Source organism: Janthinobacterium kumbetense, assembly GCF_023703445.1.
GTDB lineage: Bacteria > Pseudomonadota > Gammaproteobacteria > Burkholderiales > Burkholderiaceae_D > Janthinobacterium > Janthinobacterium kumbetense.
In genome coordinates this window covers 1,480,653-1,504,031 of the sequence record NZ_JAMQGR010000001.1, presented here as the reverse complement: position 1 = coordinate 1,504,031, position 23,379 = coordinate 1,480,653, and the positions used below count along the sequence as shown (strand labels likewise).

The 23,379-nt window shown below is 60.5% G+C and carries 3 protein-coding genes; all 3 read left to right on the top strand.

Annotation, left to right across the window (positions count from 1 at the left end; genetic code table 11):
* Positions 1 to 612: 612 nt before the first annotated feature.
* The 3 genes from NCG91_RS06540 to NCG91_RS06530 all read left to right on the top strand — a co-directional run bounded on the left by NCG91_RS06540 (position 613) and on the right by NCG91_RS06530 (position 23,130).
* Entirely contained in the window at positions 613 to 2,385 is a 1,773-nt protein-coding gene (locus NCG91_RS06540) for a ShlB/FhaC/HecB family hemolysin secretion/activation protein (RefSeq protein ID WP_251349109.1), read from the top strand.
* Between the two features lie 103 nt (positions 2,386 to 2,488).
* Positions 2,489 to 22,723, top strand: coding sequence for a two-partner secretion domain-containing protein (locus NCG91_RS06535; protein ID WP_251349108.1), 20,235 nt, complete (start codon positions 2,489 to 2,491; stop codon positions 22,721 to 22,723).
* A 2-nt stretch (positions 22,724 to 22,725) separates the two neighbouring features.
* Entirely contained in the window at positions 22,726 to 23,130 is a 405-nt protein-coding gene (locus NCG91_RS06530; protein WP_251349107.1) for a hypothetical protein, read from the top strand.
* Positions 23,131 to 23,379 lie beyond the last annotated feature (249 nt).

Below are 23,379 nucleotides of genomic sequence, written 5' to 3'. Positions count from 1 at the left end.
GTGGAGCGTGGTCAGCTTTGTAAATCTTACACGACCTTGGCCTCGTCCCGCTGCATGCGCAGGGTGCGCAGCTTGCCGATCAAGGCGATGGGGAGGCCGGGGGTATTCTTACCCGATCTCAGCCCATAGGGTACGCATCAGTTTCTCAAATGTGTATACGGTTCGACTGACTGTCTTACTCGCGCAGTGAAAAGCGCAAGATATGGTGACCGGTATGAGCGAACGGGCTTGCCTCTGCCCTCCAGTCCGCGACAAATCGGACAGGATGGATATATCCGGTGAGAGTATTTGCGAGGGTAGCAGCAGTTTAGTGGTTTGAAAATGTAGAACAGCCCATGGCTTAGCTATCCCATTGAGCATCGAGTTGGAGTAAGTTTTTTGTGGGAAACTTTGTGTATCGGAATGACTGAGCAAGCTGAAGACCTGTTTGACAGGGCTCTTTTATGGGCTCATGTCGATGCACCATCTCCTACTCACCTGTTTTGCTAGTGGTAATTGGATAGTTGAAAGGTGGTTACCAAAGAGGTAAAGTTCTCAAGAAATAAATAAAATTGCCATGCGGAAATAATTATTTTATAATCTACTTAAGAAAATATTTACGTAAGGCAACATATGCACCTGCGCTTGACGCCATGGTGCGGTGTATTTTTGTTTAGCGGCACCTTGTGCGCCGCCGTGTCCGCGCAGACCCGTCCTGAAATTGCACCGCCCCTTCCCAATCCGCCTGGCGCCAGCCAGCGCGACGATGCCAGCCAAGAACTTATCCGCCAGCAAGAACGTGAGCGCCTCCTGCGCCAGCAGCAGGAACGCACTCCCGACGTGCGCCTGCTCGATGCACCCGCGGCCGCGTCCGCCAACCGCCTGCCTGCGGGCGAATCGCCATGCTTTACGATTGACCAGTTGGTGTTGCGAGGCGAGGGCGCCGCGCAATTCCAGTGGGCGCTGGCTGCCGCCGGGCGCGACGACCTGGGTGCGCCGGACTCTGCGCTGGGACGCTGCCTGGGCACGCAGGCCATCAATGTGCTGATGGGGCGGCTGCAGAACGCCATCATCGCGCGCGGCTATGTCACCACGCGCGTGCTGGCCGAACCGCAGGACTTGAGCAAGGGGACGCTGGCCTTGACCTTGATACCGGGGCGCATCCGCCAGATCGGCTTTGCGCCCGGCACGAATCCCCGCGCCACGTGGTGGAATGCCGTGCCGGCGCGCCCTGGCGACTTGCTCAATGTGCGCGATACGGAACAGGCGCTGGAAAACTTCAAGCGCGTGCCGACGGCCGAAGCCGATATCCAGATCATGCCGGCCGAGGGCGGCAATGCGAAGCCGGGCGAGAGCGACCTGCAGATCCAGTGGAAGCAGGGCTTGCCATTCCGCCTGGCGCTGGGCCTCGACGATGGCGGTTCGCGCTCGACGGGCAAGCTGCAGGGCAGCGTGACCCTGTCGTATGACCATTGGCTGACCCTGAACGACCTGTTTTACCTGAGCCTGAACCAGAACGTCGACGGTGACCGCGACGGCCCGCGCGGCACGGCCGGCATGGTGGCCCACTATTCGATTCCCTACGCCTACTGGCTGCTGGCCTTCACGGTCAGCGACAGCCATTACCACCAGTCCGTGGCCGGCATCAGCCAGGACTACAACTACAGCGGCGCCAGCCAGAATCGCGAAGTCAAGTTGTCGCGCCTGGTGTACCGCGACGCCTCGCGCAAGACGACGGTGTCGCTACGGGGCTGGCAACGTTCCGCGCAAAACTTCATCGACGACACGGAAGTGGAAGTGCAGCGCCGCCGCATGGCCGGCTGGGAAATCGGTATCGGCCACCGCGAATTCATGGGCCAGGCGACCCTGGACGTGAACCTGCAATACCGGCGCGGCACGGGCGCGATGGAGGCGCTGGCCGCTCCCGAGGAAGCGTTTGGCGAGGGTACCTCGCGCATGCGCTTGCTGCTGGCCGACGCGGCCGTGTCGGCGCCGTTCATGCTGGCTGGCCAGCCGTTGCACTACACGGGTAGCTGGCGCACGCAGCACAACCGTACGCCGCTGGTGCCGCAAGACCGCTTCGCCATCGGCGGGCGCTACACGGTGCGCGGCTATGACGGCGAAAGCAGCCTGTCGGCCGAGCGTGGCTGGCTGCTGCGCAACGAAGTCGGCGTGCCGCTGGGTAGCAGCGGCCAGCAAGCGTATGCGGGACTCGATCATGGCGAGGTATCCGGGCCGTCCGCGGAATGGCTGATCGCACGGCGCCTGACGGGCGGCTTCGTCGGCTTGCGGGGGCAATGGCTGGGCGTGCAGTACGACGCTTTTGTCGGCTGGCCCGTGCACAAGCCTGAACTCTTCCGCACGGCCAGCCATACGGCCGGTTTCAGCCTGAACGCCAGTTATTGATATTTAGCAATGTAGTTACGTAGTTTTAAAGAATTAAGTCACTAAACGCAGCCATCCGCCAGACGTTTTCCTTTCCCTGTATTTGGCCGCTATTAGGACTTTCATGAACAAGAACCTGTACCGCATCATCTTCAACAAACGCCGTGGCCAATTGATGGTCGTCGCCGAAAATGCTTCGTCGCAAGGCAAGGCTGCCAAGGGGGAGGGAGGCCTGGACAGCGGCGTGTTTGGCGGTGATGGCGGTGGCGGGGTCAATGCCAAATTGCGGCCCCTGGCCTTGGCGATATTTGGCGCGCTGGGCATGGTGAGTTTTGTCGCCGGGCCGGCCATGGGACAGATCGTGGCCGATCCGAACGCGCCGGGCCGCCAGCGTCCGACCGTGGTGCAAAGCGCGAACGGCGTGACACAGGTCAACATCCAGACGCCGAGCGCGGCGGGCGTGTCGCGCAATACCTACAGCCAGTTCGACGTGACGGCGAATGGCGCCATCCTGAACAATAGCCGCGGCAATGTGCAGACGCAGACGGGCGGCTGGGTGCAAGGCAACCCATGGCTGGCGGGCGGCAGTGCGCGCGTGATCCTCAACGAAGTCAACTCAGCCAACCCGAGCCAGCTGCGCGGCTATGTCGAGGTGGCGGGCCTGCGGGCCGAAGTCGTCATCGCCAATCCGGCCGGCGTGGCCATCGACGGCGGCGGTTTCATCAATGCCAGTCGGGTCACGCTGACGACGGGCACGCCTATCCTCAACGGCGGCAACCTGGACGGCTACATGGTGCAGCGCGGCGTGGTCAGCATCAACGGGCGTGGCCTGGACACGTCGCTGAGCGACTACACGGCCATCCTGGCGCGCGCCGCACAGATCAATGTCGGCATCTGGGCGCAGGAATTGAAAGTGGTGACGGGGGCGAACCAGATCGATGCGGCGCATGGCGTGGCGGGCGGTATTGCTGGCGTGGGGCCGGCCCCGGCCTACGCGCTGGACGTGGCACAGCTGGGCGGCATGTACGCGGGCAAGATCACCCTGATCGGCACGGAAGCGGGCCTGGGCGTGCGCAATGCGGGCGTCTTGGCGGCCACGGCGGGTAATCTGGTGCTGCAATCGAATGGCTGGCTGAGCAACAGCGGCAATATCCAGTCCGCCGGCGCGGGCAGCCAGACCAGCATTGCCGTGACGGGCGACGTAGCCAATAGCGGCACCGTGTATGCGGGCGGCGACAGCCAGGTGCAGGCGCAGGGCAACATTGCCAACAGCGGCGTGATCGCGGCCCAGGGCAATGCCAAGGTGCATGCCACGGGGGCGGCGGCGCGCATCGATGCCACTGCTGGCTCGGTGCTGGCGGCTGGCTTGAATCTGGACAATACCTTGGCTGCCAGCGGCAAGCTGAGCGTTTCTGCTGGCGACACCATTGCCGTGCACGGCACGGCCGTGGCTGGCGGCGACAGCAGCCTGGCGGCGCGCCAGCTGGACCTTGCTGGGGCGCAAGTTTCGGGCGGGAATGTCAGCCTGGGCGCCAGCGCTGGCGACCTCGATGCCAGCCGCGCGCAGGTCACCGCCCGCGACCGCCTGCAACTGGACGCGGCGCACACCGTGCGCAGCGATGCGGCGCAACTGGTGGGTCAGCAATTGGGCGTGAACGCGCACGACTTGTCGAACGTGGGCGGCCAGATCATGCAACTGGGCAACGGTGATCTGGCCATCCGCTTGCCGGGTGCACTGGACAATACGCGCGGCGTCATCGCCACGAATAGCCAGGCTTTGCGTCTGCATGCTGCCAGCCTGAGCAATCAGGATGGGCAAATCCAGCATGCGGGTACGGGCGCGCTGGAGATCGGCGCAGCGCAAGTCAACTTGCAGCGCGGCAGCATCCTCAGTAATGGCGCCATGGCGCTCACGGGCGAGCACATCGACCACCGCGCTGCGCGCACGGTGGCGGGGCAGCTCAGCATCGACGCCGCAACCCTGGACAACCGGGGCGGCAGCCTGGCGCAGAGCGGCCAGGGCGCTACCGGCGTGCACGTGCGCGGCGGGTTGGACAATCGCGGTGGCGCGCTGGAAAGCAATGGCGCTTTGAGCGTGCAGGCGGGGAATGTACAAAATCAGAAGGGCCGTATCGTCTCGGGCACGGATGTGGCGCTGTCGACAGGTGCGCTGGACAATACCGAGGCGACCCTGGCGGCGGGCGGCAAGTTGCGCCTCGACAGCGGCGACGTCGACAATACGCGCGGCCAGATCCAGGCGCTGGCGGGCGATGCGGCCCTGACGGTGGCAAAGCTGAACAATACGGCCGGCAGCGTGTTTGCCGGTGGCAACCTTGCCACCCGGGCCAACGAAGTGCTCAATAGCGGCAACCTGTATGCGGCCGGCAGCCAGGCGCTGCAGGTCAGCGGCGCCGTCAGCAACAGCGGCGTCATTGCCGCGCAAGGCGATAACCGCGTCGACGCCAGCCGCATCGACAGCGCTACTGGCAGCCTGCTGGGCGCCGGCATCCGCGCCGACGGCAGCCTGGCCGGCAACGGCCAGTTGCAACTGACGACTGCGCAAGCGATCAGTGCGCACGGTCAGAACCTGGCCGCCGGCAAGACTAGCATGCACGCAGCGGCCATCGACCTGAGCGGCAGCCAGACGGGCGGCGCGGCGATTAGCCTGAACGCCAGCGCCGGCAACGTCGTCACCGATGGCGCACTGGTGACGACCACGGGCCTGCTGTCCGTGACGACGGCCGGCAGCGGCCAGGCCCTGTCGAACGTGCGCGGCACCCTGAGCGCGGGCCAGTTGGATATCACAACGGGATCGCTCGACAACCGCGGCGGCACCTTGATCCAGACGAGCGCTGGCGACACGGTATTGACAGGCAGCACCCTGGACAACACGGGCGGACGCATCGCCGTCAACAGCGCCAAGCTGGCGCTGACTGCGGAACAGGTGACTAATCGCGACGGCAGCATCGAGCACGCGGGCACGGGCAGCCTGAGCATCGACGCGGTGCGTTTCGATGACGAGCGCGGCAAGGTGACGGGCAATGGCCTGGTTGATATCCAGGCGGAAACAATTGATCACCGCCATGCCGTCACGACCGGGCAGCAGGTAACAGTGCAGGCCGACAATCTGGACAACCGCGACGGTACCCTGCAGCAGACGGGACCAGGACAGATGCGCGTGGACGTGGCGCAGACCCTGGACAATACGCGCGGCAACATTGCCGGCAATGGCGGCGTGCAAGTGCAGGCTGCTGTGGTGGACAACAGCAAGGGCCGTATCACGTCCGCTGCCTCGGCAGATATCACCAGCAAGGGCGCGCTGACCAATACGGACGGCGTGATTGCTGCGACTGCCGACTTGCATGTGGCAGGTGTAAATATTGACAACACGCATGGCGTATTGCAGGCGGACAATTTACGTCTGGGTGCGGCGACCTTGCTGAACCAGCAGGGCACGCTCAGCGCCGGTTCGGACCTGAGGGCGCGCCTCAGCGCAGACTTGAGCAACACCGGTCTGCTGTACGCGGGCCGCAACCAGCAACTGACGGTGGGCGGTGTGCTGAACAACAGCGGTTCCATCGCCTCCGTTGGCAACACCAATATTTCCGCTAATAAAGTGACCAGCAGCGGCTTGCTCGGCGCCGGCGTGAAAGCGGACGGCAGCTTGGGCGTGGCAGGTGATCTCAGCATCAACGCCGATGGCGTCTTGCAAGCGAGTGGCCAGAACCTGGCGGCGGGCAGCGCCGTGCTGGCGGGCGACAATGTGGACTTGTCGGGCAGCCAGACGGGGGCAAGCAACATCGCCATCACCGCGCGCAGCGGCGACGTATTGACGAACAAGGCCGTGATTTCCGCCAGCAATCTGCTGGCTATTACCGCCAATGCGAACAATGGACAATCGCTGGTGAATAGCCAAGGGCAACTGGTGGGTGGGCAGTTGCAGCTGAACGTGGTGAATGTGAACAACGCCAGCGGCGAGATAGTGCAGACAGGGAGTGGGGATACCGTCATCAGGACGGACAAGCTGGACAACACGGCCGGCCGTATCGCCGCCAACAGCGCGAACCTGGCGTTGAACGCGACGGTGTTGACGAACATCAATGGCAAACTGGAACACGCGGGTGCAGGCGTTCTGGCCATTAACGCAGGTCAGTTCAACAACCAGTACGGCAAGATCACGGGCAATGGCAAGCTTGACATCACTGCCGCCGCCATCGACCACCGCAATGCGACGACGGTGGCGAATCAGCTGATCGTCAACGCCGGCAGCCTGGACAACCGCGCCGGCAGCCTGGCGCAAACGGGTACAGGTTTGATGAGCCTCAATGCCGGCGGCTCGCTGAACAACACGGGCGGCAAGATCGAGGGCAATGGCGATGTGCTTGTGAAGGCAGCAACCTTGCTGAACAGCACGGGCCGCTTCGTGGCGGCGCAGGATGCCGAATTGAATGTGGGTAGCCTGGACAATACGGAAGGGATCGTGGCCGCAGGGCGCAACCTGGCATTGAGCGGTGCTGACATCAACAATACCAAGGGCCAGTTGCAAGCCGTGGCCGGCAACGCCACCTTGAACGTCGCGAACTTGAACAATGCGGCAGGCAACGTGTTTGCCGGCGCCAACCTGAACGCGACACTGGCCAGCCTGAATAATACAGGCAGCCTGTATGCGGCCGGGAATCAATCCCTGAACGCAACAGGCGCCATCGTCAACACGGGCGTCATCGCGGCGCAGGGAGATACCAGCATCACGGCCAATCGCCTCGATAGCAGTGCAAGCAGTCTCATTGGCGCCGGTATCCAGGCCGATGGCAAGCTGGGCACGTCTGGCGACCTGGCGATCGGCACCGCGCAAGCACTGAATGCACACGGCCAGATTTTGGCGGCCGGCAATGCCAATCTGACAGGTGCCACGCTCGACATCAGTGGCAGTCAGGCCAGCGCGGCCAACATCGGCCTGACGGCAACCCAGGGCGAGGTCAGCACGAACAAGGCCGTGGTGACGACGCCGGGCACGTTGAACGTGACGACCAGCGCCACGTTGCACAACACGGACGGTACTTTGCAGGCGGCCCAGCTCGACCTGCATGTGGCAAACCTGGACAACGCCAAAGGTACGTTGCTGCAAACGGGTACGGGTAACGCCGTCATCCAGACCGGCAATCTGGACAACACGGCTGGCCGCATCGCCGTCAACAGCAACAAGTTGGCCCTCGATGCGACTACGCTGACGAACCGCGATGGCAAGATCGAGCATGCGGGAACCGGCATCCTGTCCGTGCAGGCGGGCGTGCTGGACAACAACAAGGGCCGCATCACGTCGGCGGCAGCAGCTTCTGTCATCAGCAAAGGTGTGCTGAACAATACGGATGGCGTGATCGCCGCCACCACCAATCTGCAGGTTGGCGGCACTGCACTGGACAACACGCGCGGTGTATTGCAGGCGGACAATTTGCACCTTGATGCGGCGGCCTTGCTGAACCAGCAAGGCACGCTCAGCGCCGGCACGGACTTGACGGCGAAAGTGAGCGGTGACCTGAACAACGCTGGCCTGCTGTACGCGGGCCGCAACCAGCAATGGACGGTGGGCGGCGTGCTGAATAACACGGGGTCGATCGCCTCCGTCAACAACACCCATATTACCGCTGGCAAAGTGACCAGCAGCGGCTTGCTGGGTGCTGGCATCAAGGCGGACGGTAGCTTGGGCACGGCAGGCGATCTGACCATCCATGCCGATGGCGTGTTGCAAGCGAGCGGGCAGAACCTGGCGGCGGGCAGCGCTCAGTTGAAAGGTGGATCGGTCGATTTGTCGGGTAGCCAGACTGGCGCGGTGAATATCGCCATCATGGTAAATATTGGCGATGTAGTGACGAACAAGGCGGTGATTTCCGCCAGCAACGTGCTGGCCATCACGGCCAACGCGCATAACGCGCAGTCACTGGTAAATACGCAGGGCCAGCTGGTGGCCGGCCAGTTGCAACTGAACGTGGCCAACCTGAACAACGCCAGCGGCGACATCGTGCAAACGGGCACCGGCGATACAACCATTACCACAGGAAAACTCGACAACACGGCGGGTCGTATCGCCGTCAACAGCGCGAACCTGGCTTTGAACGCCACGGTATTGACGAACATCAATGGCAAGCTGGAGCACGCAGGCGCCGGCATCCTGGCCATCAACGCGGGCCAGTTCAACAATCAGTTCAGCAAGATTACGGGTAATGGCAAGCTCGACATCACGGCGACTAGCTTGGATCACCGCAATGCCACGACCATCGCGAACCAGCTGACGGTCAATGCGGGCACGCTGGACAACCGCAGCGGCAGCCTGGCGCAAACGGGTACAGGTTTGATGAACGTCAATGCGACTGGTTTGTTGGACAATACGGGCGGCAAGATCGAAGGCAATGGCGATGCGCTGGTAAAGGCCACTACCTTGCTGAACAACAAGGGCCGCATCGTGGCGGCGCAGGATGCCGCGTTGAATGTAGATCGTCTGGACAATACGGAAGGGATCGTGGCTGCAGGCCGCAACCTGGCATTGAGCGGTGCTGACATCGACAATACCAAGGGCCAGTTACAGGCCGTGGCGGGCGATGCGACCTTGAATGTTGCGACCTTGAATAATACGACAGGCAGCGTGTTCGCTGGCGGTAACCTCAGCGCTACGCTCGATACCTTGAATAACAGCGGAAGCCTGTATGCGGCTGGTAACCAGACCTTGACCGCCAGCGGCACCATCATTAACACGGGCGTGATCGCGGCACAAGGCAACACCAGCCTCACGGCAAAGATCCTCGACAGCAGCGCAAGCAGCCTCATCGGCGCCGGCATGCAGGCCGATGGCAAGCTGGGTACGGCTGGTGACTTGACCATCAACACCGCGCAAACGCTGGCTGCACACGGCCAGAATCTGGCGGCGGGCAAGGCGACCCTGACAGGCGCCAGCATCGACATCGGCGGCAGCCAGACCAGCGCGACGAACATCGGCCTGACGGCCACTCAGGGCGATGTTGCCACGAACAAGGCCGTGGTGATGACGCCAGGCACATTGAACATCACGAGCAATGCCGCCCTGCACAACACGGAAGGCACCTTGCAGGCGGGTCAATTCGACTTGCATGTGGGCAATCTGGACAACGCCAAGGGCACTCTCTTGCAAACGGGCACGGGCGATACCGTCATCCAGACGGGCAATCTTGACAACACGGCTGGCCGCATCGCCGTCAACAGCACGAACTTGAGTATCTATGCCGTCAAGGTCACGAACCAGGATGGCAAAATCGAGCATGCGGGCATGGGGACGCTGAATGTGCAGGCGGGTGTGCTGGACAACAACAAGGGCCGCATCACGTCGGCGGCAGCAGCTTCTGTCATCAGCAACAGTGTGCTGAACAATACGGATGGCGTGATCGCCGCCACCACCAATCTGCAGGTTGGCGGCACTGCACTGGACAACACGCGCGGCGTATTGCAGGCGGACAATTTACATCTTGAGGCGGCGACCTTGCTGAACCAGCAGGGGACAGTGAGCGCTGGCATGGACCTGACGGCGAAAGTGAGTGGTGATTTGAATAACGCTGGCCTGCTGTACGCGGGCCGCAACCAGCAATTGACGGTGGGTGGCTTGCTGAACAACAGCGGGTCGATTGCCTCTGTGAATAACACGACGATTACCGCTGGCAAAATGACCAGCAGCGGCTTGCTGGGTGCCGGCGTGAAAGCGGACGGCAGCCTGGGCACGGCAGGCGACTTGACCATCCATGCCGATGGCGTGTTGCAAGCGAGCGGGCAGAACCTGGCAGCGGGCAGCGCTCAGTTGAAAGGTGCATCGGTCGATTTGTCGGGTAGCCAGACTGGCGCAGCGAATATCGCCATCACGGCAACTACTGGCGATGTCGTGACGAACAAGGCGGTGATTTCCGCCAGCAACGTGCTGGCCATCACGGGCAACGCGCATAACGCGCAGTCACTGGTAAATACGCAGGGCCAGCTGGTGGCCGGCCAGTTGCAACTGAACGTGGTCAACCTGAACAACGCCAGCGGGGAGATCGTGCAGACGGGCACGGGCGACACCGTCATCACCACCGGCAAGCTGGACAATACGGCAGGCCGCATCGCCGTCAACAGCGCGAACCTGGCCTTGAACGCCTCCGTCTTGACCAATATCAATGGCAAGCTGGAACACGCGGGCGCGGGCATCCTGGCTATCAACGCGGGCCAGTTCAACAACCAGTTCGGCAAGATTACGGGCAACGGCAAAGTGGACCTCACCGCTGCGACCTTGGACCACCGCAATGCCACCACCGTGGCCAATCAGCTGACGGTGAACGCGGGCAGCCTGGACAACCGTGCCGGCAGCCTGGCGCAAGCGGGTACAGGTTTGATGAATGTCAATGCGACTGGTTTGCTGGACAACACGGGCGGCAATATCGAAGGCAATGGCGATGCTCTGGTGAAAGCAGGTACGTTGTTGAACAACAAGGGCCGCATCGTGGCGGCACAGGATGCCAAGTTGAACATCGGTAGCCTGGATAACACGGAAGGCACGGTGGCGGCGGGGCGCAATCTGGCATTGACCGGTGGCGATATCGACAATACCAAGGGTCAGTTGCAGGCCGTGGCGGGCGATGCGACCTTGAAGGTTGGCAAGCTGAACAACAACGCGGGCAGCGTGTTTGCCGGCGGCAACCTGAACGCTACGCTCGACACCTTGAACAACAGCGGCAGCCTGTATGCGGCCGGCAATCAAACCTTGACCGCCAGCGGCGCCATCGTGAACACGGGCGTGATCGCGGCGCAAGGCAACAACAGCCTCACGGCGAAAAGCCTCGATAGCAGCGCAAGTAGCCTGATCGGCGCCGGTATGCAGGCCGATGGCAAGCTGGGCACGGCTGGCGACTTGACGATCAGCACAACACAAACGCTGGCCGCGCACGGCCAGAACCTGGCGGCGGGCTATGCCAATCTGACAGGTGCCAGCATCGACATCGGCGGCAGCCAGACCAGCGCGACGAACATCGGCCTGACGGCAACAACGGGCGATGTCAGCACGAACAAGGCGGTGGTGTCGACACCAGGCGCGCTCAACATCACGACGAGCGCCAACCTGCACAACGCGGAAGGCACATTGCAGGCGGGCCAGCTCGACTTGCATGTGGGCAACTTGGACAACACCAAGGGCAGCGTCATCCAGACGGGCACGGGCGATACCGTTATTCAGACGGGCAATCTCGACAACAGCGCGGGGCGCATCGCCGTCAATAGCGCCAATCTGGCCCTGGGCGCGGCCACCTTGACGAATGCGGGCGGTAAGATCGAGCATGCGGGTGCTGGCACCCTGGCCATCACGGCAGCAAACTTGCAGGGGGCCGGCGGCAGTATCATCGGCAATGGCGCCGTCGATCTGAAGGCAGGCTTGTTCGACCACGCCAACGCCACCACCACGGGACGGTCCCTGAACGTGCAGGCCGAGAGCCTGAGCAACCGGGGCGGCCATCTGCTGCAGACGGGCGCGGGCGGCATGACGGTGGCCGTCACCGGCCAACTGGACAATTCAAATGGCGAAATCGTTGGCAACGGCACCTTGTCGGTGCAGACCGGCAGCCTGGACAACAGCAAGGGCAAGATCACCTCGGCCACGTCCGCCGACATCGCCAGCACTGGCGCGCTCGTCAATACCGATGGCGTGATCGCGGCGGCAACCGATTTGCACTTGGGCGGCGCCATCGACAATACGCGCGGCTTGCTGCAGGCGGGGACCGGCGCCTTGCGCCTGGATGCGGCCAGCCTGCGCAATGCGCAGGGCACGCTCAGCGCGGCCACGGATATCACCGCCAAAGTCGTCGGTGATGTGCTGAACGCTGGCGTGTTGTATGCGGGGCGCAACCAGACTCTGGATATCGGCGGCTTGCTCAGCAATACAGGCTCGCTGGCAGCCCTCGGCAATACGACGATCACGGCGGGCAGTCTGAGCGGTAATGGATTGCTGGCGGCAGGCATGCGCGCCGATGGCAGCTTTGCCGCGGCCGGTGACCTGACCGTGACGGCCCGTGGCGCCTTGCAGGCTGGTGGCCAGAACATGGCGGCCGGCCAGCTGCAGCTGACGGGCGCATCGATCGACGCGGGCGGCAGCCAGATCAGCGCGGCGAATATCGGCTTGACGGCCTTGACGGGCAATGTGACGAGCAGCAAGGCGGTCGTGTCGACGAATGGTTTGCTGGCTATCACGGCGAATGCGGCCAATGGGCAGGCATTGATCAACCAGGGCGGAAGTCTGAGTGCGGGGCAACTGTCCCTGCGCATGGCCAACCTGGACAACGCCAAAGGCATCTTGATACAGACGGGTGCTGGCGACACGGTCATCGAAACAGGCAAGCTGGACAATACGGGCGGGCGCATCGCCGTCAACAGCGCCAACCTGCGCCTGCAGGCGGGCGACTTGACGAATATCGACGGCAAGATCGAGCATGCCGGCAAGGGCGTGCTGGATATCCGCGCCACCAATTTGTATGGCCAGCGGGGCCAGCTGACGGGCAATGGCGCGCTGCAGGTGGCGGCCAATTACCTCGATCACCGCAATGCGAGCCTGCTGGCGCAGCAGGTGAACGTCTCCGCCGGCATCCTCGATAATCGCCAGGGGCAGATCACGCAGCTGGGCACGAGCGCGGCGACAGTGCTGGCCAGTACGCGCCTGGACAATAGCGGCGGCAAGATCGAGGCGAATGGCAATGTGCGCGTGGAAACGGGCGAGTTGCTCAATGAGCATGGCCGTATTGCTTCTGCACAAGATGTCAATGTGGCAGCAACGGGCAAGCTGGACAATACTAGCGGCGTGATCATTGCCGGGCGCGACCTGACGCTGGCTGGCGGCAAGGTAGACAATACCCTGGGCCAGTTGCAGGCGGCAGGCGGCAATGCGCAATTGACGATGGACGAGCTGCTCAATGCGCAAGGCAGCCTCGTTGCCAGCGGCAATCTGACGACGACGGCGGGCAGCGTGCGCAACAGCGGCAGCCTGTTTGCCGGCACAGAACAAACGCTCACCGTGACGGGCGCGCTGGAAAATGCCGGCGTGATCCTGGCCCAGGGCAACAACACGATCAGTGCCAACAGCGTCAACAGCGGCGCGGCCAGCCTGATCGGCGCGGGTGTGAAAGCCGATGGCAGCCTGCAGACGAGCGGCAATCTGCAAATCACGGCGCAGCAGGCATTGGGAGCGCATGGGCAAGTGTTGGCGGCAGGCAATGCCGTCCTGCGCGGCGGCAGCGTCGACCTCGGCGGCAGCCGCAGCAGCGCTGGCAATATCAGCCTGACGGCGACAAGCGGTGATGTCAGCACCAGTGGCGCCGTGGTCACTACGCCCGGCGCCTTGACGATTACATCTGGACAGGCAAGCTGGAACAACCAGCGCGGCGACATCAGCGCCGGCCAACTTGCCGTCACAGCCGGCAACCTGAACAACCAGCAAGGCAGCATCGTACAGACGGGTGCCGGCAATACGGCCATCGACTTGACATCGCCAGCAGGCGTGCTGGACAACACGGGCGGGCGCATCGCCGTCAACAGCGCCAACCTGGGCCTGAAAGCGGGTACGCTGACGAATACGGATGGCAAGATCGAACATGCGGGCAGCGGCACCTTGAGTCTGCAGGCCGCGCAGTTGAACGACCAGCGCGGACAGATCACGGGCAATGGCGCGCTGGTCGTCACGGCCGGCGCCATCGACCACCGCAACGCCAGCACCATCGCGCAGCAAGTGAGCGTGACGGGCACGATCCTGGACAATGCGGGCGGCAACCTGACGCAGCTGGGCAAGGGCGATACCAGCATTCAATTGACGACCAGCCTGGACAACCGCGGCGGCACGATTGCCAGCAACGGCAACACGACGATTGTTGCACCGACCCTCAACAATCAGGGCGGCAAGCTGCAGGCGGCCGGCACGGCCAACCTGACGCTGACGGCAAACAACGTGCTCGACAACCGCCATGGCGGCGTCATCGCCGGCGGCGGCAATGTCGTGCTGGGTGCCGGAAATCTGCTGAACCAAGGCGGCAGCGCCACGGCGGGCGGGCAGCTGACGGCAAATGTGGTGCAGGCATTGAACAATGCGGGCGGCTTGCTGGCCGCCACGGGCAATATGACCGTGAACGCGGCCAGCGTCGACAACAGCGCCGGGGGTAAGTTGGCCTCGGTACAAGGCCTGTTGGCGGTCACGTCCACGGGCGCCACCGTCAACAATGGCGGCACTCTGCAAGCGGGCGGCGATATCATCCTGCGCAATGGCGGTCTGTGGAACGGGCAGGGCACCATTGCGGGCGCGAATGTCACGCTCGACACGCACGGCCAGGTTTTCAACAATACGCAGGGCACGCTGGCGGGCGCAGGCACCGTCAACTTGCAGACGGGCATCCTGGACAACGATGGCGGCTTGCTGCAGTCGGGCGGCGCCATGACCATCGACACGCACGGCAACGCTTTACTCAACACCAATGCGGGCGCGTATGCCGTGCGCCATCCGGGCAGCGCGGGCGGCATCAGCAGCGGCGCAGGATTGACCCTGCAAACGGGCAGCTGGAACAATGCGGGCGGCTATCTGGGCGCGGCCGGCAACATCACGGGCAGCGTGGGCCAGCTGGATAACCGTGGTGGCCAGATCGTCGGCAAGTCGGCGCTGGACCTGACCCTGAGCGGCTTGCAGAACCAGGGCGGGCAAATCCAGGTGCTGGGCAATATCGGCCTGAACGCGGGTGGCGGCAGTATTAATAACCAGCAAGGCTTGATCCGCTCCGGCGCGGCCGTCACGGTGACGGGCGGCACCATTGACAATGCCAGCACGCTGGGTGCGAACCAGGGCGTCGAAGGCATCCATGTGACCCTGAACAGTGCCAATGTCAGCAATGTGCAGGGCGCGGTGCGCGCCGATGGCAACCTGGCGATCAACAGTGCAGGCATTATCAACAACACACTGGGCATGCTCAGCGCCGGCGGCGCGCTGGCACTGCAGGACACGGGCCCCGGCCGGGGACTGGCCGTCACCAACTCGGGCGGCACCATCATCGGCGGCCAGCGCACCGACATCCGCGCGGGCAGCTTGAGCGGCGACGGCAAGGTGTTGTCACAGAAAGATATGGCGCTGGACCTGGCCGGTAACTTTACGCTGAACGCGGGCGCCGAGATCATGGCCAACGGTAATGCGGATATCACCATCGGCGGACAGCTGGCCAATGCCGGGAAAATCCAGGCGCTCAGCATGCTGACCCTGGGCGCTGCGAATTTCGATAACACAGTCACGGGCGACATCAACGCGGGCACAACGCGCGTCAACGTCGGCGGCGTACTGAACAATCGCGGCGTGATCGATGGCATCAGCACACAACTGAACGTCGGCACGCTGAACAACGTCGGCACGGGCCGCATCTATGGCGACCATCTGAGCATAGCCGGCGGCACCGTCAACAATGACGTGGGAGGCGGCGTGGCGGCCACCATCGCCGCACGCGAGCGGCTCGATATCGGCGTGACGACACTCAACAACCGCGAACACGGCCTGATCTTCAGCGGTGGCGACATGGCCATCGGCGGCTACCTGGACGGCAACCGTATCGCCACAGGCTGGGCGGGAGCGGTGACGAATGCCAGCGCGACGATCGAGGCGTTGGGGAGCTTGAACCTGGGCGCGAGTCAGGTGAATGTGCTCAATAACCATCTGGTTTTTGAGGAAGGGCGGATGACGACGGAGAATATATCTGAGTATCAACCAGATGGGAGCGATATCACGTATGCAGAGGGTACTCCAGGCGTGATTCTGGATCGTATTGGTTACAACGATCCCAGCGACCTTTCTATATCGTTGGTGACACCTGGTGATATCTATCATCAAAATTTTATCAAGCGTGAAGTAATTCGTACAACCTATGAGAGCGTTGTCGTTAGTTCCGATCCAGGGAGAATTATTGCAAGCAATAATTTAAAAATTAGCTCAGGTTCGATTGTAAATGACAATAGTCATATTATTGCCGGTGGGACATTGGATATAGATCGGGCGATTCTTAATAATAAGACAACCAAGGGGGAGAAAGTTGTACATGAAAAAGGAAAAATAACCCGCTACCGTGTGAATAATAACCCTGGTTTGCTTCAGACGGGGATAAGCATCCGGCCCGTTGACATGACCAGGACTATTCCAGCCAGTTCTGTCAGTACGTCGCGCAATGAAGGAAATGCCAATACCGGCGGCCAGGGCACAAAACCAGGCAGTGCCGTCAAAAACGGCGTTGGTGGTGCGGCGGAACGCATAGGCGGTGCGGAAACGCAGGTGCGCACTTCGGCTTTTTCTACGGAGGCAACAGAAATCCGGAAAGCCGATGTCAGCGGTCAAGAAACTAATCGTGTCGATGGCGGCAGTGTTGTCCAAAAGACTGACCGTGCTGGCAATCCCGTCACCGATGCGGCTGTTGGCGTCACGCCAGGCAGCAAGCTTGATGGCGCGACAGGCATCGCTGCAGATACAGGGACATCACTGAACCACGTGTCGACAGGCGCGGCAGGTAGCGTTGCCGCACAGGGCGCCGCCACGGTGTCGGGCGCTCACGGTGCGACGGGCAGCACGCGTACGGGCGATGCGGCCCGTACTGTTGCCGTTGACACGGTTTCCGGCGCGCACGTTGATGCGGCCAGCGGCGCTGGCCAGCATGGCGCAGGCGTTGATGCGGCCTTGCTGTCTCGCTCGTCTGTGGGGGCGGTCACGGCCGTGTCGGGCGGCAAGGGGCCGGGCGGCGCGGCCCATGGTGGCGTCCTTGGCCAAGCTGGAGAGCTTGGGGCGGTGAATGCTGCCCAGTTGAGTGGCATTGCCGGCAGCCACGCCAGCTCGCATACAGGCCTTGGTCCCGTAGCCGGGGCCGGCATTGCGGCAGATCAAGTGCAGGGCAAGGGCGGACCAGGCGGTATTGCCGATGCCGCCAAGCTTGGCCGGGCCGGCGAAATTGCAACGCTGGCGTCGACTGCGCTGGCGGGTGTCAACGGCGCGCAAGCAAGCGCCGGAACCGGATTAAACCCGCTGAAAGACGTGGCTATTGCAGCCTCGACAGGCAGCGCGGCATACGCAGGTGCTGTCGGTGGAATAGGGCAGGTGCGCATGAATGGCATTACCCAGGTGAAACTGGGCAATCCATCCACGCGCGCACAAGTGGTGCGGACCACGGGTTCATCGCTGCAGATTCCGAACGCCAGCCTGTATAAAGTGAGCTCTGCGCCATCATCCCGCTATCTGGTGGAAACGGATCCGCGCTTTGCCAGTTATCGGGAGTGGACGGGTTCCGATTATCTGCTCAAGCAGGTGAAAAACGATCCCTCCGTGACGCAAAAGCGCCTGGGCGACGGTTTCTACGAGCAACGCCTGGTGCGCGAGCAAGTCGCAGAGCTGACGGGGCAGCGTTTCGTCGGCGATTACACCAGTGACGAACAGCAGTACAAGGCACTGATGGATCAAGGTGTCGCGTTTGCCAAGCAATGGGACCTTCGTCCCGGTATTGCGCTGACAGCGGAGCAAATGGCGGGGCTGACCAGCGATATCGTCTGGCTGGTGGAACAGGACGTCGTGCTGGCCGACGGCAGCACGCAAAAAGTGCTGGCGCCGCAAGTGTATGTGCGCGTGCGTGAGGGCGATATCGATGGCCAGGGCGGATTGTTGGCCGGCAAGGAAGTCAATCTGAATCTCGAAGGCGATTTGACCAATAGCGGTACGATCGCCGGACGCACGATCGTCAAGCTGAATGCGGAAAATATCGACAACCTGGGCGGGCGCATTACTGGCGACGCCATTTCGGCCCATGCCAGGAATGACCTGAACAACATCAGCGGCACCATTTCTGCCAATAGCGAGCTGCAAGTCAGTGCGGGAAGGGATATCAACGTGAAGACGTCCACGCTGACGTCCAGCGGCGGCGATGGCAAAAACAGCTTCAGTCGTACCACCCTGGATAATCTGGCGGGCCTGTATGTCACAGGCAATGGCACGGCCGGCAGCGGTAATTTGCTGGTATCTGCGGGGCGCGACGTGACTATCGCGGGTGCATCCGTCGTGAATACGGATGCCGGTGGCGGCATTGGCATCGCAGCTGGCCGTGATATTGCCGTCACGACAGTGAACAGCGGTAGTGAGTTCACGTTGGCAGGTCCTGGGCAGCGGCATATGACCGATACGTCCAGCAAAGAAACCGCCAGCACGATTGCATCTGCCGGCGATATTCGCCTGAGTGCCGGTGACAATATCCAGCTGAAAGCGGCAAATGTCCAGGCAGCGGAAACGCTGCAGCTGTCTGCGGAACGCAATATCGACATTTCTACGGCACGGGATACAGAAACGCGTCAAAGCTGGTATGGCAACAGCTCGACCAAAGGCACTAGCCAAGGCAGCGAGCTGGGCGGCAAGCAGATCGTCATGCTGGCCGGCAATGATATTAATAATACTGGCGGCCAGGTGATCGCGACAGACAAGCTCATCGCAAGCGCCGGACGAGACATCAACATCGTCACGACCACTGTCAGCAATGCCAGCAAGAAAGGGATGGGCAATAGCGAAACCAGCACCGTCGTCGACAAGGTGGCAGGCCTGTATGTGACCGGCACGGGTGAAGGCAATACGCTGGTCGCCCAGGCGGGCCGTGATATGACGCTGACCGGAGGCGTCATCGCCAATGCCGGCGTGAATGGCCAGACCAGCCTGGTCGCAGGTAATAACCTGACTCTCAATACCGTCGCCGTCGCCTCGACGCACGACCAAGTGCGCAATGCGGACAATTACCGCAAAGAAAGCAAGACAGGTGAAGTGGGCAGCCAGATCATGGGCGCCGGCAACGTCAATTTGCAGGCGGGCCATGATCTGACGGCGCGCGCGGCGGACGTGCAGGCGCGCGGTACCTTGGGCCTGGTGGCGGGCAATGACATCAGCCTGGTGAATGGTTTCCAGAACGAAGTGACTGATGTTGCCAGCAAATCGACGAAGAAGGGTTTCTGGAACAAGACCACGACGACCAAGCACGATGTGGTCGATACCACCACGGCCATCGGCACCTCGCTTGGCGGTAGCAGCGTGACGGTGCAGGCCGGGCATGATTTGCAAGTTACTGGTTCGAGCATCTTGAGCGACGACGCGACGCGATTACTCGCGGGCAACAACATCACGATCGACGCGGCCACCAATACGGTATACGAACTGCATCACACGAGTACCAAGAAAAGCGGCTTCATGAGCAGTGGCGGCATCGGCTTCAGCTATGGCACCAAGACCACGACCGTAGACCAGGAACGGGACGCCACCTTGCAAAGCGGCGAGGCGCGCAGTTCGATCGGCGCCACAGGCGGTGCATTGACGATGGTTGCCGGCAATAACGTGACGATAGGCGGCAGCGATATTCTTGCCGCGACGGATCTCGATATCATCGGCAAGAGCGTCACCATCAAGCCGGGCCAGGACAATGAGAAGGGGAAATTTGAAGTCAAGACGACGCAGGATGGCTTGACCCTGGCTTTGGGCGGCAGCGTGATCAGCGCCATCCAGACCTTGCAAACCATGAGTTCGGCGGCCAGCACGGCCAAGGACGGCCGTGTCACAGCGATGGCGGCGGCCACGGCGGCCATGGCCGCCAAGGACGCTGCCAAGGACATGATGAAGGAAGGCGGTCCAAGCATCAGCATCAGCCTGACGGCGGGCCATTCGGAAAGCATCCAGACGCAAAACACGGCCAGCACCACCCATAGCGGCAGCGTATTGACAGGCAACAATATCAACATCACGGCCCTGGGTGGCGGCAAGGATAGCAACATCAATATCCTGGGCAGCGACCTGAACGCGAAGAACGATATCCGCCTGCATGCCGACAATAACGTCAATCTGCTGGCCGCGCAGGACACGGAAAGCCAGCACAGCAAGAGCTCGAGCCTGAGCGCCTCCGTGGGCGTGAAGGCGATCGTCAGCACACAGGGCACCTCGTTCGGCTTCACGGCCAGCGTCAGCGGCAGCAAGGGGCATGAGGATGGCGATGGCACGACGCAGCTCAATACCCATGTGAATGCAGGCGACAAGCTGGTTATCACAAGTGGTGGCGACACCAACATCAAGGGCGCCGTGGCCAGCGCCAACCAGGTGATTGCCGACATCAAGGGCAATCTGAACCTGGAAAGCTTGCAAGACCTGGCCAAGTTCGACAGCAAGAGCCAGAGCATTTCCGCCAGCGGTACGGTGGGCATTGGCGCCAGCTTCAGCGGCAGCTATAGCCAGAGCAAGATGCACAACGACTATGCCAGCGTGCAGGAGCAAAGCGGCATCAGGGCAGGCAACGGCGGCTTCCAGATCAAGGTGGGCGGCAATACGGACTTGAAGGGAGCCGTCATCAGTGCCACGGAGGCGGGCAAGCTGAACAGCAGTTTGACGACCGCGACCCTGACGCATAGCGACATTGCCAACCATGCGATATCGAAGGGTAGCAGTGTGGGTGTTTCGGGCGGTTTTTCGGTAGCGGGCAAGGAGACCGAAGAGAATAAGAATTTGACCAATGTTGGCGGTAAAGGCGGCACCACCGCAGGCCTGCCTGCCATTGTCGCGCTCAGCGAGAACGCTAGTAGTACTACGCGTAGCGGCATCAGTGGCGGCACTCTGGTCATCACCGATGATGCGGCTCAGCGTGCAGCGACGGGCAAGGGAGCGGATGAAGCTATCTCCGATCTGAACCGCGATGTAACGACTGGAGTGGATTCCAGCGGTAAGATTGGCAATAATTTTGACAAGGCAGCGCTGCAGGCGACGATGGATGTGACGGCGGCGTTTGCGGCAGCTGCTGCAGAGAAGCTGGGGACCTATGCTTCCGATAAGCTGAAAGAAGCGACTGCATTGGCAGATGAAGCATATAAGCTTCGAGAAACCGATCCTGAAAGAAGCGCAGAGTTAACGCGTCAAAGTGTTGAGTTAACAGAGAATTGGAAAGAGGATGGACTCGCGCGTGTTGCCTTGCACACGGCAATTGGCGGGCTTGCCGGTGGCGCCAATGGTGCTTTGGGCGCAGGCGCGGCGGCGTTGTCGACTGATAGCATCGCCAAGCAGCTGAAGCAACTTGATATGCCTGAAACGCTGCGTGATGCGTTGACGCTGGCGGCGGGCGCTGCGGTGGGCGCCGCTGCTGGTGGGGCGACGGGAGCGGCGACCGCGGCAAATGAGGTGGCGAATAATTATCTGAAACACAAAGAAATTCTCGAACTTAGCGCCATATCAAAAGCATGTTCCAAGGATCCGAAAGGGAGTGGCTGTGATAAAGAAAGAGAAAAGCAGTTGCAAGCAAGCAGTGCTGAGCGGGATGCGAAGCTGGAGAGTTGTAAGTCAGATACAAGTGCCCAATGTCAGGCACTCAGAACGGAGCTTCGTTTGGCTGTTGATGAAATCGACAGGCTAGGTGGTGGGTATCGTGATAGCGTATATTTGCAGGAGAAAAAAAATGCGAAGGCAGAATTATTTGGAAAGAATATTTCCGATACATATAGAATAAAAGCCACAAGTTATCGTGAAATGAGTGAGGTAAAATTACCTTTTTTAATTGCATTGATTAATGATCCTCGCCCTGAATATGCCGCTGTCGCTACACAACTTGAACGTTATGCAAAAGCAGCAGAGGGGGATAAGAAAGCAATTGCGGAAACAATAATTATTGATGTCATTGCACCAATCGCAGGTGGAAAAGCTATTGCGAGTAATAATCGTGGCACGAAGCCGGGGCAGGGCAGGGAGGTATTTCAGGCCGAAGCTGTATTAGAGACGAAACCTGCAACCGTTGGAGTCCGACCTCATGTTCCAGTGGGAGATGAGCCTTATGCTGGTGCTAAAGGAATTTCAGATGGAGGAATGGCCCATCCAGTATCGGTGGTGCAGAGTCGGCCAAGTATAGATATTTCAAGCGGGCAAAACATAACAGATCGTGGGACGTTGTTGAATTTATATCCAGATCATGCAGTAGTAGCTCAATTTCCTGTGAGGAATTTATTGCAAGACGAAAGTGGACGTTATTGGTTGAAAAGTCCTGAAGGTAAAAAAATAACACCATCTGGATCGTATGATTTTGTTACTTTGCCGAATGGTGAAATTAAAGTGACAAGGCCAAATAGCAATCCCGATTTCTCCACGCACCTTGGTTTAAGTGGTGGAGGTGAGGTTAATTTTGCTGGATCCATTCGGTTCTTTAATAATATGGGGCCTAATCGAGGTGCAATTAGCAACTGGACAGACAGATCTGGTCATTATAAACCTCCAGCTACGTTGATTGATAATGCTGGATTGCCAAAAAATGTATTTAACTCCAAAGGGGGAAGGTAAAAATGGGTAATGATGTGAAAAATGAAATTGCCAATCTTAGAAAAATTCCAACTGACGAGGCGGTAGATTGGTTGTTGTTGAATTATTCTGTGGAGAATCCGGATTATTGGAAGGCCTTGCAAATAATTCCGCATTTGTCATGGCGCAGGGGGGATCAGATTCGTTTGGCAAAACATTATCTAAAAAAAATTCCTTTTGCTAATGGGAAAGTTTATGATATTTTCTTGTCTATTATGTCATTTAAGGTCTTTATAAAGGTCATGGAGGAGAAGCTTCCTATTAAAGGAGAAAATATTGAATTGTTGTTGTATTACCTAATTCCTGCTTTGGAACGTTATGCAAAAACGGATGATGAATATGAGTTGCTACATTCTTTTGTTTTGAAAATTAGGGAAGGCGATATTTAGAAACGTAATCGGTACAAGGGGTGGGATCAGATACCAATCCACCCAAGTTAAGTATAGATGTCCTCAAACTGTCTTGTAAGTCATGTATTTATGGGGTTTTTAAGCACACAGGGCCAGGGTCAGGTCCGCCATTTGTACATGATCTCCGCTTTAGTCATCTCTATTTGCGGCAAGTTGCGCTTTATTAATTGCCGATACGGCCCGACTGACTGTCTTGCTTGAGACGTGAAAAGCGGCGGTAGTGTGGGA